10 protein-coding genes are annotated in these 11,463 nt (G+C 52.0%); 1 reads left to right on the top strand and 9 read right to left on the bottom strand.

Features of this window, described 5'->3' with window-relative positions; genetic code table 11:
* Positions 1-92: 92 nt before the first annotated feature.
* From lpdA to CCY01nite_RS15235, 7 genes are all read right to left on the bottom strand, one after another.
* Positions 93-1,499 (bottom strand): dihydrolipoyl dehydrogenase, encoded by a 1,407-nt coding sequence (lpdA, locus tag CCY01nite_RS15265; protein ID WP_146863352.1) that lies wholly within the window; start codon positions 1,497-1,499, stop codon positions 93-95.
* Positions 1,500-1,702: 203 nt separating this feature from the next.
* A complete protein-coding gene (lolA1, locus tag CCY01nite_RS15260; RefSeq protein WP_146863349.1) occupies positions 1,703-2,380 on the bottom strand; it encodes an outer membrane lipoprotein periplasmic chaperone LolA1 in 678 nt (225 codons plus the stop codon).
* Between the two features lie 132 nt (positions 2,381-2,512).
* Positions 2,513-5,083 (bottom strand): FtsK/SpoIIIE family DNA translocase, encoded by a 2,571-nt coding sequence (locus tag CCY01nite_RS15255; protein ID WP_146863346.1) that lies wholly within the window; start codon positions 5,081-5,083, stop codon positions 2,513-2,515.
* A gap of 44 nt (positions 5,084-5,127) precedes the next feature.
* Entirely contained in the window at positions 5,128-6,195 is a 1,068-nt protein-coding gene (locus tag CCY01nite_RS15250; RefSeq protein ID WP_186831076.1) for an alpha/beta hydrolase family protein, read from the bottom strand.
* Between the two features lie 67 nt (positions 6,196-6,262).
* Entirely contained in the window at positions 6,263-6,652 is a 390-nt protein-coding gene (locus CCY01nite_RS15245) for a DUF423 domain-containing protein (protein WP_146863339.1), read from the bottom strand.
* Positions 6,645-7,151: a shikimate kinase gene (locus tag CCY01nite_RS15240; RefSeq protein WP_146863337.1), complete on the bottom strand. Its 507-nt coding sequence runs from the start codon at positions 7,149-7,151 to the stop codon at positions 6,645-6,647. The genes CCY01nite_RS15245 and CCY01nite_RS15240 overlap by 8 nt, the downstream gene beginning before the upstream one ends.
* The gene (locus CCY01nite_RS15235) at positions 7,148-7,780 is read right to left on the bottom strand and encodes a 4'-phosphopantetheinyl transferase family protein (protein WP_146863335.1); all 633 of its coding nucleotides are present in this window, start codon (positions 7,778-7,780) and stop codon (positions 7,148-7,150) included. The genes CCY01nite_RS15240 and CCY01nite_RS15235 overlap by 4 nt, the downstream gene beginning before the upstream one ends.
* Before the next feature lie 69 nt (positions 7,781-7,849).
* Between CCY01nite_RS15235 and dcd the strand changes: the two genes are divergently transcribed.
* A complete protein-coding gene (dcd, locus tag CCY01nite_RS15230) occupies positions 7,850-8,386 on the top strand; it encodes a dCTP deaminase (protein WP_146863332.1) in 537 nt (178 codons plus the stop codon).
* A 54-nt stretch (positions 8,387-8,440) separates the two neighbouring features.
* Here the strand turns inward: dcd and CCY01nite_RS15225 are convergent, their stop codons facing one another.
* Both CCY01nite_RS15225 and CCY01nite_RS15220 read right to left on the bottom strand, forming a co-directional pair.
* A complete protein-coding gene (locus CCY01nite_RS15225) occupies positions 8,441-9,703 on the bottom strand; it encodes a serine hydrolase domain-containing protein (protein WP_146863329.1) in 1,263 nt (420 codons plus the stop codon).
* Between the two features lie 528 nt (positions 9,704-10,231).
* A complete protein-coding gene (locus CCY01nite_RS15220; RefSeq protein WP_146863326.1) occupies positions 10,232-11,461 on the bottom strand; it encodes a TlpA disulfide reductase family protein in 1,230 nt (409 codons plus the stop codon).
* Positions 11,462-11,463 lie beyond the last annotated feature (2 nt).

The raw sequence follows: 11,463 nt of genomic DNA, 5'->3' as shown, positions 1-11,463 counted from the left end.
AATTCCGGATCGTTCATTGAATGCTCAAAACGAAACGAGGCTGCTTCCTTTCTTCGGAAAACAGCCTCGTTTTACTATGAAGTAGTTCGTTATTACAGATGTATCGCCTCTCCGTAAGCCACTTCGATCGCATCTTTCACGCTTTCGCTCATGGTCGGGTGCGGGTGGATGCTGTTGAGCACTTCTTGGTAGGTGGTTTCCAGTGTGCGGGCGGTAACGGTCTGCACAATGGCTTCCGTTACGTTCATGCCGATCATGTGGGTGCCGAGCCATTCGCCGTATTTGGCGTCGAAGATCACTTTCACGAAACCTTCGGTAGCGCCTGCGCCCACAGCCTTTCCGGATGCGGAGAAGGGGAACTTGCCTACTTTCACTTCGTAGCCGGCTTCCTTCGCCTGCTTCTCGGTATAGCCTACGGAAGCTATTTCGGGTGAGCAATAAGTACAGCCCGGAACGTTGTTATAGTTGATCGGTGTCGGCTTGTGGTTGTATTTTTTCTCGTTGTAGGCGAAGGCTTCCACGCAAATGATGCCTTCTTTGGAGGCAACGTGCGCGAGGGCCTGGCCGGGAACGATGTCGCCGATCGCGTAAACGCCGGGAACATTGGTCTGGTAATATTGATCTACCAGCACCTTGCCTTTGTCGGTTTTCACGCCGAGGGTCTCCAGGCCGATATTTTCGATGTTGGCGGTGATGCCTACGGCGCTGAGCACTACGTCCGCTTCCAGGGAGATTTCACCGGTGGCGGTCTTTACTTTGGCCTTTACGCCGGACTTGGTAGCTTCTACTGCTTCCACGCTGGCGTTGGTCATTACGTCGATGCCTTTCTTCTTGTAGATCTTTTCGAGTTCTTTGGAGATATCTTCATCTTCTACCGGAACGATGCGCGGCATGAACTCAACGATGGTCACCTTGGTGCCCATGCTGGCGTAGAAATAGGCGAACTCAACGCCGATGGCGCCGGAGCCTACCACGATCATGCTTTTCGGCTGTGTGGGCAGGTTCATCGCTTCGCGGTAGCCGATCACGGTCTTGCCGTCGAACTTCAGGTTCGGCAGCTCACGGGCGCGGGCGCCGGTGGCGAGAATGATATGTTTGGCTTCATGAACGGCAGCTTTACCGTCCTTGTCGGTCACTTCTACTTGTCCTTTTGCTTTGAGCTTCGCGTTCCCCATGATCACATCGATCTTGTTCTTTTTCATCAGGAACTGAACGCCTTTGCTCATTTTATCGGCAGCGCCGCGGCTGCGTTTGATCACCGCGGGAAAATCCGCTTTGGCATCACCCACCGTTACGCCGTAATCTTTGGAATGCTGGATATATTCCATTACCTGCGCTGATTTCAACAATGCCTTGGTCGGGATACATCCCCAGTTCAAACAGATTCCGCCCAGATTCTCTCTTTCCACCACAGCTGTTTTGAATCCCAGTTGAGAAGCCCGGATAGCCGCCACGTATCCACCGGGGCCACTACCAATTACGATTACGTCGTATGCCATATTGCTAGATTTTTATAATAAAACTTGGCAAATGTAGCAAAAAAAAGTAAAGTTTAAATAGATACGGCTGTATAGATGACAGTGGCAGGAGATAGCATCAAAACAGATGAAAGCGCTGAACGGCTGGCAGGCTGCCCATAATAGAAAGAGGGTGTATCGCGTATCGGATACACCCTCTTTCTATTATATTTCGATATTAAGGTTTACCGGAGGTCTACTACTTCCACGCCGGGGTATTTGGACGGGTCGAAAGTAAAGGTGGCGTCACTTACAGCGCCGTTGGGCGTGAAGTTGCTGATCTCGTAAGTATATTTGTTGCCATTTTTCTCGAATACTTTCATGCGCGCCAGCGTCTGCGTCTTTTTATCCACGTCTACCAGCACTTTGAAGAAGGTCTTTGATTTGTCGGTCGGTGTCAGCTCTATGTTCTGCAGCACCTTGCCTTTTTCAGTGGATTCACCGGTGAGGCGGTACAGGAAGTCCTTGTCGTAGAAGTTGGTGAAGATCTTGGCGGGCGTCATGCTGTTGTTGCTATGGTCCACGTTGCTGATGGTCACTTCGTTCACATCCTTCACGTAAGTCCAGGAAGTCTGGTTATCGCTGATGATCTCCTGTTCGCCCATCACTACTTTATATTTCGGGCCCTTCACGTATACCGATCCTTTCTTTGAGTCGGATACGCTGTTGTTCGCTCCTTCTATTTTCAGTATGAAATTGGCGATCACAGATTTGAGGGATTTGAACTTTTTGCTCACGTTGTCCAGCACCGCTTTGGCTTTCGGGTCGCTCTGCCCCGATGCTGCCGCAGGCGTCCTGGTCTGCGCCACGCTTCCGAATACCATTCCGCACATGATCAATCCCGTTAATACTGTTTTCTTCATTCTCTTGGTTTTAATTAGTTGCAGGAAGTAAGACAAATGTTATGCCGATACGTTTAAGCGCTCCTGTTAAAGATTTGCAAAATTGACATTTTTCCGGCAAAACCGGAAGCCGTTACCCGTCATTCACCCAAATTATAACATACTGTTAAGGATTTCCTCGAGGTCCGATTCGGTTTTCACCATCACGTCCCGCGCCTTGCTGCCCATGTTAGGGCCTACGATGCCGGCGGCTTCCAGCTGGTCCATCAGCCTTCCGGCCCTGTTATAGCCCAGTTTCATCCTCCTTTGCAGCAGTGATGTGGAGCCTTGCTGGTTCTGTACGATCACCCGGGCGGCTTCCTCGAAGAGGGGGTCCCTGTCCGCCAGGCTGAAGTCCTTCCCTTCCATCTCCTTTTCATCAATGTATTCCGGCAGCAGGAAAGCGTCCGGATACCCGCGCTGCTCCCCGATGAACTCGGCCACGCTTTCCACTTCGGGCGTGTCTACAAAGGCGCACTGGAGGCGTACCAGCTCGCCGTTGAAGGAAATGAGCATGTCTCCCTGCCCGATCAGCTGTTCGGCGCCGCCGATGTCCAGGATCGTGCGGGAGTCTATTTTAGACGACACTTTGAAGGCAATACGTGCGGGGAAGTTGGCTTTAATGGTACCGGTGATGATATTGACGGACGGGCGCTGCGTGGCGATGATCAGGTGTATGCCCACGGCACGGGCCAGCTGCGCGAGGCGCGCAATGGGCATTTCCACTTCCTTGCCGGCCGTCATGATCAGGTCTGCGAACTCGTCGATCACCAGCACAATGAACGGCAGGTAGCGGTGCCCTTTCTGCGGGTTCAGGCGGCGTTGCGTGAATTTGCCGTTGTACTCGCGGATGTTGCGGGTGCCGGCTTCTTTGAGCAGGTCGTACCGCAGGTCCATTTCAATACACAATGCGTTGAGGGTATGCACCACTTTCTTGGTGTCCGTGATGATCGCGTCCTCTTCGCCGGGCAGTTTGGCGAGGAAGTGCTTTTCGATGAGCTTGTAAAGCGACAGCTCCACTTTCTTCGGGTCTACCAGCACGAATTTCAGCTGGGACGGATGTTTTTTATACAGCAGTGATACGAGCAGGGTGTTGATGCCGACGGATTTACCCTGCCCCGTGGCGCCCGCCATCAGCAGGTGGGGCATTTTGGCCAGGTCCGCAATGAAGTTCTCGTTGTCGATCTTCTTGCCGATGGCGATGGGCAGGTCCATCTGGCTGTGCTGGAACTTGTCTGATGCCAGCATGTTACGCAGCGATACGATGGTCTTTTTCACGTTCGGCACTTCAATACCGATGGTACCGCGCCCCGGGATGGGCGCGATGATGCGGATGCCGAGGGCGGAGAGGCTCAGGGCGATGTCATCTTCCAGGTTCTTGATCCGGGAGATGCGGACGCCCGCGGCTGGCACGATTTCGTAGAGCGTTACCGTGGGACCTACCGTGGCGCTGATCTTCTGGATGGAAATATCGTAGTTCTTGAGCGTGTCGATGATCTGGTTTTTATTCTTTTCCAGCTCCGATGCGTCCTGCACGATCTTGTCCGATCCGTGATTTTCCAGCAGGTCGAGCGCCGGATATTTGTAATCGCGCAGATCGAGGGTGGGCTCGTAGGGGTCGGTCTGCACTGGCTCCCTCACCACTGCGATCTCTTCTATCTCTTCGTCCGCCGGATCTTCATGCGAAGGCTTGATCTCGAACGCCACTTCCTCCGCAACGGAAGGCTTTTTCCTTGGCTGCGGAAGCGGCGCCGGTTCTGGTTCAGGCTCTGGTTCAGGCATCGGCTCCGGTGCTGGTTCAGGCTCCGGTGTTGGCGGAATGTAGGTGATAACGGATTCCTGCTCTTCTTTTTCCACCAGCTGCAACCCGGTGTCATATTCCTCTTCTTCCGACGGCGGGATCACGGTGATGGTGCTGCCGTCGCCTTTCAGCGCGTTGTTCTTAGCGACAAGCGTCGGCGCCGGCATTTGCATTTCTTCTTCCTCTTCATCCGGCTCGCCGAAGCCGGCGAAGGGCTCCGGTTTAGGAGGTTTGGGCTTGCGTTCCGGCCACTTGAAGTCCACATTGAACTTCCAGATCACCCAGCTAAGGCCGGCCAGTATCAGCAACAGCGCCGCGCCGGTTTTGCCCAGGAACCCGCTGGTCCACTTGTTGAGCGCATCGCCGAGCGCGCCGCCCCAGGGGAATACCGCGCTGCCGGCCACAAACGACAAAGCCATGCTGATGAACAGCAGGCCGAAAAGAATATATTTCACATTGCGCCATACCCGGAACACCCGGCGGCCCACAATGAAATTGATACCGATGATGAAAAAGAAAAAGCAGAAAAGGTAAGATGCCACGCCAAAGCCCTTGTAAAAGAACCAGTGCGACACAAAAGCGCCAAGGCGCCCCAGCAGGTTGTCCACCTCTATTTCGTGCATGAACAGCACCTGTGAAGAATAGCGGAACACCTTGTCCTGGTCTTCTTCCCAGGTAAAAAGATAAGAGGTGAATGCAATAAAGCAATAAAGGGACAACAAAAGAAAGAACGCGCCAAGAACTTTGTGGGTGCGCTCGTCTTTTACCAGTTCCTTCACCTTCACTTCCGCCTCTTTATCCGGCTTCAGTATATCAGGATCTGGGGCCTGCTCTTTTTTCTTTTTCGGTTCTTTCTTTTCTGATTTCAGTTTATTACCTGCCATATTCGAAATCAAAATTAACTATTGCCGGGGCATTACGGGAAAAATTATTTCGTGATGCCCGACTGCTGTTGCACCCATGCGGTGATAACGTCCAGCGTTTCAGGTGATATGGTTTCTGTCAGCTGCCCGTATTCCGGTACCGTACAGGCTTTGCAATGCTGGAATAAATGGTTCAATCCTTCAAACGAACGGGTGGTGATATTATTATTGCCCGCCTGCTTCAGCCCGTTTTCCCATCCTTTCAGGTTGATATCGTATATCACCTGTATGTCCCGTGTGCCATTAAGCGCCAGTACGGGGCATTTTATCTTTGGATAGAAATGTTGCGGATCATGCCTGATGATGGAAAGAAATTCCTTGCTCATTACCTTCTGTACACCGCTGTTGACGAATGTTTCCGCCTTTACCATTTTCTTTGTGTTGCTGTCCAGCGCCGCATACACACCCTGCAATCGCTGCAGGAGCTTCACCCGCAGCATATCATCATTTGTTTCCTCCGCTATCAGCTCCATCAGGCTGCGCTGGATGCCTACGTTGTGCGTCACCATCTTTTCCGGCAACCCCATCGACCGGTTAACGGCCTCTGTTTGCGCGATCATCACATCCACACCGTTCACGCCCGGCCCCGCCAGCGCTACCAGGAATGCAAGACCCGGCTGCTCCGCCGCCACGATCTGCCCGATCTGGCCGCCTTCGCTGTGCCCGATCAGCCCGATCCTTTTGGCATCCACATCCGGCCTTAGCAGGAGGTATTCAAACGCGGTCTTCGCATCACGCGCAAAATCGCTGATGGAAGCCCCGCTGTAGGTACCGGTAGAATTCCCTACGCCGCGGTCATCATACCGCAATACCGCGATCCCGTTGCGGGTAAGCTGGTCCGCCAATACGAGAAAGGGTTTGTGGCCCATAATTTCCTCATTGCGGTTCTGCGGCCCCGAGCCGGTTACGAGTATAACGGCGGGGAATTTGCCATTTCCCTGCGGCTTTGAAAAGGTGCCGGCCAGCGTCAACGTATCGATGGTGTTTTCAAACTCCACTTCTTCCGTTGCGTAAGGGAACGGCGGTTTCGGCTCCTGCGGCCGCTGGGCGGACACGCCGGAACAAACCGTCATCAGGACAAAAAAAATCGCAGGTATCTTCATTCGCATTTTTATGTTTTCAAAGCCGGATGTTCTCCGGTTATGCTTTTTTGAGCACGCCGAGCAACAGCATCACCCATCCCGCAATAAAGCTCAATCCGCCGAAAGGCGTAACAATGCCCAGCTTGCGCAGCCCCACGTGCTCGCTCATGTTCAGGCAGCCCATGATGTACAGCGAGCCTGAGAAGAGCAGGATGCCAAGCAGGAAAAACCGGCCGGCCCATACCAGCTGCGTGGAAGGGATGTGCGCATACAGGATGCCGACTGCCAGCAGGGCGAACACATGGTAAAAATGATAGGTCACGCCGGTCTGGAAAGTGGCGACGGACTCCGGGGGCACCAGCTCTTTGAGTTTGTGTGCGCCAAAAGCGCCGAGCACCACGGCGAGCGCACCTAACAGTGCCGCCCATACGAGAAATGTTTTATGCATTACGGATCAGTTTATCAAATGTTTCCAAAGATACCTCATCATCGCTGATAATGATCTGACTTTGCTCATAAAACGGCTGCCGTTCCGCCAGCTTCTTTTCTGTGAACGCCGTCAGATCTTCCTGCGAAAGGTCCTGTATCAGCGGGCGTTTATATTGTTTGCGCTGAAGGCGCTCCACGATAACGGGAACGGAAGGGTTCAGCCAGATGGTGATACCGTTCGCGTTCATAAAGTCCATCGCGTCTGAAAAGCAGGGCGTACCGCCGCCGCAGGAGATCAGGAAAGCGTCGTTGGAGAGCGTCAGCTCGCGCAATACCTCGCCTTCGAGCGTCCTGAAATATTCTTCTCCTTTTTCTGAAAAGATATCCGCAACGGACATGTCTTCCCGCTCCACGATCACTTCATCCAGGTCAAAATAAGGGAGGCCGAAATGCCCGGCCAGCTGTTTGCCCCAATAGGATTTTCCGGCTCCCATGAAGCCGATCAGGAATAGTTTCATCTTGATGTTTTAGCTCCTGATACCCAAACCAGGCATAGGTCGTTATCAAATAAATATTGCAAGCTGAGGCAGGCCATCGTTTCCCCTTTCAGAAAATCACAGGTGAGCATGCCGGTAGTTTGAAAAGGGAAAGCCTGCAGCTGCATGTGCGCCCTGAAATCCAGCCCTCCCATGCCATACCATTTATACACCGCTTCCTTGGCAGACCAGCAAACCGTCTGGTGGTACAGCTTGTTGTCCTTCGACAGGAATGCGGCTTCCCGCGGGGCAAGGAACTTGTGGGCTACCTTGCCGATCTTCGGCTGCGCCTGCTCGATGTCTATGCCCACATTCTCCCGGGTGCTCACAATGGCAGCGGCAAATTCCCCGCAATGGGAAATGGAAAAATAATAAGGATTTCCCGGAATATAAGGCTTCCGGCTGTCCATGACCCGGATATCGTTCACCGGCAGCTCCGGGAACAGCTGCACCAGCAAATATCTGCCGGCGAAGTGCTGGAGGCGCTTATGGGGATGATGTACTTCCGGCTCGATCGCCACTTTTGTCCTGAAAAAGGCTTCTTCTTCACCAATTTTCCACACTCCGAGTTTCGTATCCTCATCTATTTGTATCGTACGTATTAAAGGCATAAATTCGCCGCATTAAACGCGAATTTAACGGGAAATACCCAACTGGCCTAACCTAAACAAATCACAATCATGATCTTGTCTGACAAACGGATACTCGAGGAAATTGAAAAAGGGACTATCGTGATCAGCCCTTATGATCGCAAATACCTGGGGACCAACTCATATGACGTGCATCTGGGGAAACACCTGGCGACGTATAAGGACCGCGTGCTGGATGCCCGCAAACACAACGAGATCGAGCATTTCGAGATACCGGAAGAAGGTTTTGTACTGCAGCCGGACACCCTGTACCTGGGCGTAACGCTGGAATATACCGAAACCCACGCCCACGTTCCTTTCCTGGAAGGCAAGTCCAGCACCGGCCGACTGGGTATCGACATCCATGCCACCGCCGGCAAGGGCGATGTGGGATTCTGCAACACCTGGACGCTCGAGATCTCCTGCGCCCAACCCGTACGCATATACGCAGGGATGCCGGTGGGACAGCTGATCTATTTCGCGGTGGAAGGCGAGATCGAGACCTTTTACAACAAGAAAGGCAATGCTAAATATAACGGTCGCACCGTGCGCCCGGTGGAGAGCATGATGTGGAAGAACGAGTTTTAACCGGGAAAGCCCGCATGGTAAGCTTCTGCTGGCAACGGCTACCAGCATCAGTTTTCACTCCAATGCCTGATACGCCAGTATCCTGAATTTCCGTACGAATTCCCCATAATATGCGTAAGGAGATACGTTGGTGAATACCAGCATGATCAGTTTTTCCTCCGGATCGATGGTATATTCCGAGCAGTAAGCGCCTCCCCAGGTCAGGGAGCCCACACTGGCCTGATCTCCGTAACGGGAGTTCTCCGTAATGATCTGCAATCCCAGCCCGAATTTATCATGCCTGTCCCACACCTCACTCTCCCCTATCTGGTTGCGGCCCATCAGCGCCACTGTTTTGCGTGAAAGCAGCCGTACATGATTGAACTCCCCGCCATTGAGGATCAGCTGACAGACCTTCGCATAGTCCGCCGCCGTGCTCACCAACCCCGCTCCCCCAAGGTACAGCGTCTGCTTCCCGGCAATGGGGAATTTCCGGTTGGATTCGCTGGCGTGCAGGGTGATAGGGCTTTCCATGGTTGGTTTGGCGTACAGTTCCACCAGCCGGTCTGCTTTGGACGGCGGCAGATAGAACCAGGTGTCCTGCATACCCAGCGGCGTAAAGATCCGATCCTGGAAAAAATCGTTCAGGGATTTGCCGGAAAGCACTTCCACGATCCTGCCGGCAACGTCCGTATTATAGCCGTAGGTGAATTGTGCGCCGGGGTCGTGCGACAGCGGGCGTTTGGCTACTTTTTTCACGATCTCTTCCGTTGTAATGGCGTCCAGGGAGCTGAGGTAAGTCATGCTTCCGCCAAACAGCTGGCTGTCCAGCTCCGTACCATAGCCAATGCCAGCGGAGTGCGACAGTAAATGCCGGATAGTTGGTGGAGTTTTGGGAGCGCGCGTTTCGATCTTACCAGTGGTTTTATCATAGCTCACGAGCACCTGTATGTCTTTAAATTCCGGCAAATATTTGGCGATGGGATCATCGAGGAAGAACTTCCCTTGCTCGTAGAGCATCATCATGGCGATGGTCGTGATAAGTTTGGTCTGCGACGCGATGCGGAAGATATCCGTAGTTTTTGCCGGGATGCGTTTTTCAATGTTGCTGAAGCCGTAGGCTTTATGATGAACGATCTGGCCGTTGCGGGCAATGAAAGTGACTGCGTTGGGCGCGTAACCGTTTTTGATGGCTTCGTTGAAGAAGCTGTCCAGTCGCTTGAGCCGTTCGGGAGAGAAGCCCGCGGCGGAAACAGATGCGGCGGGTTTAAGCTGTTGCTGCGCATTGGTTTGGAAGGTGATGCCGGCAAGCAACAAAAAGGTAAGGAGCTTTTTCATAATCGTGATTGTGCCAGAAAAATAATCCGGATCAGGCACAAATCAAAATGGAAGCGTTAAGGGGAGGAGTTGCAAAATGATTTACGGGTTATTAAAAAATGATGTAATTTTATAAAAGAACCCGGAGGAGTGCTTTTCCCCCAGGTCTCCGAATCTTAATGAAACAGATCAAAAAGATTCTTGAGTTTTGTAGCTAAACTTACTACTCTAGTAAGACCATCCAGGATAACTCTGAACCTGGATGGTTTTTTTTGTGTTCTATTTTTCATTAAACAGAACTGGCTGTTTTGTCAGCCAATAACATTGCTTTCTACATGTCTAATGTGTTAATCACAATGTTAAATTTCTTGATTGGGTCAGCAATTTCCAATCCATGAAAAAGCACTTCATGTTTTTCAAATATAGATGAATTGACAATACAAAAAATCAATTTTGAAAATTTGATTTTGATTCGATCAGAATGATTGTAAATGAAAAAGAGAAACGCAGTTTCCCGCATTTCTCTTTCAGAAATATTCATCGAAATAACTACTTCAACAACTCATCCATCAACGCATTGAACTCCTTCTTATACTCCTCGAAATGCACGCCAGTACCAGGCCCGTTGAACCCTGTATGCACTTCCTTCACCTTCCCGGTCTTATCAACATAGATCGTAGTTGGAAAACCTTTGATGCCTGTGAGCTGCGGTAAAGTTTTCTCTGCTTTCTGCGGATCGGAAGGTGTTACACCGGTCAGCAGCACAGGATATGTTACATCAAATCTTTTTGCAAAACCTTCCGCTGCTTTCTTCGATTTTTCAAAATCTGTCGTGCGCTCGTAACACAACATGATGATCTCCACACCACGGTCTTTATTCAGCTTATACCATTCACTCAGGTAAGCGGTTTCATCCATGCAGTTGGGGCACCATGAACCGGAGAGCTGAACGATCACAGCTTTATTTTTAAAGCGGTCGTCTTTGATGGATACTTGCTGACCGTTGAGATCGGGGAACGTGAAATCCAGCACGGCGCCGGTTTCTTTCACGGTAGCAAGCGTGGTGGCGTCCTGCAATTGTGCACTGCTGTCTTTCTTCGCGCTGAATTGCCGCGTGGCGGTAAACCCTTGCAGGAACACGCCATCGGTAAGCGTAGAATCATTTTTCACCAAGGCGGAGAAGTGGTAGGCATGGGAGCCGTCGAAAGTGGACAGCTTCAGCGTGTCGCCGTCCACCACGCCTTCGAGGAAGCGGTAATCGCCGGTGGTGGTCAGGAACGTGCCCTGCACTTTGTTCCCTTCCTGCCGGAACTCCCCGATCGCAAAGCTGCTGTCCGTTTTACCGGGCGTTTTGAAATATGTCGGCCAGCGTCCGCTGACATTGAACTTTGCCTCTGTGGAAGTCGGGAAGCGTTCGGACACGTTGGGGAACGCTTTAAACGTTATGCTGGCATCGCTGTCAGCCAGGTGGCGGACCCATTGGCCCTGCAGGCTGCCGTCCGCCTGCAAGGCAGTTTTGAATTCAGAATCAAAGAAAGGCATCCGGATAAAAACGGAATCCCCTTCCTGCCGTATATCGTCCACCAGCATGCGTTCGCCGGCGTTGATGATATGAATGGTCTTTTTACCGCTGCTGTCTGACACGTTGAAGTTGAACACAATATCACCGCCATCTTCGCGGACGAGGTGCCCCTGCCAGGTGCCTGTGGCGAGCTGCGGTGCAGGTTGCGTGCTGCATGCGGCAAGGCCCGTCATCAATATCCATATTAATTTTCTCATCA

It is taken from the genome of Chitinophaga cymbidii (assembly GCF_007992715.1).
In the GTDB taxonomy this organism is placed as follows: domain Bacteria; phylum Bacteroidota; class Bacteroidia; order Chitinophagales; family Chitinophagaceae; genus Chitinophaga; species Chitinophaga cymbidii.
This window is presented reverse-complemented; position numbering and strand designations above follow the sequence as displayed.

Coding starts and splice junctions, on each gene's coding strand:
- lpdA (WP_146863352.1), bottom strand. CDS start 1,499: ATGGCATACGACGTAATCGTAATTGGTAGTGGCCCCGGTGGATACGTG.
- lolA1 (WP_146863349.1), bottom strand. CDS start 2,380: ATGAAGAAAACAGTATTAACGGGATTGATCATGTGCGGAATGGTATTC.
- CCY01nite_RS15255 (WP_146863346.1), bottom strand. CDS start 5,083: ATGGCAGGTAATAAACTGAAATCAGAAAAGAAAGAACCGAAAAAGAAA.
- CCY01nite_RS15250 (WP_186831076.1), bottom strand. CDS start 6,195: ATGACGGTTTGTTCCGGCGTGTCCGCCCAGCGGCCGCAGGAGCCGAAA.
- CCY01nite_RS15245 (WP_146863339.1), bottom strand. CDS start 6,652: ATGCATAAAACATTTCTCGTATGGGCGGCACTGTTAGGTGCGCTCGCC.
- CCY01nite_RS15240 (WP_146863337.1), bottom strand. CDS start 7,151: ATGAAACTATTCCTGATCGGCTTCATGGGAGCCGGAAAATCCTATTGG.
- CCY01nite_RS15235 (WP_146863335.1), bottom strand. CDS start 7,780: ATGCCTTTAATACGTACGATACAAATAGATGAGGATACGAAACTCGGA.
- dcd (WP_146863332.1), top strand. CDS start 7,850: ATGATCTTGTCTGACAAACGGATACTCGAGGAAATTGAAAAAGGGACT.
- CCY01nite_RS15225 (WP_146863329.1), bottom strand. CDS start 9,703: ATGAAAAAGCTCCTTACCTTTTTGTTGCTTGCCGGCATCACCTTCCAA.
- CCY01nite_RS15220 (WP_146863326.1), bottom strand. CDS start 11,461: ATGAGAAAATTAATATGGATATTGATGACGGGCCTTGCCGCATGCAGC.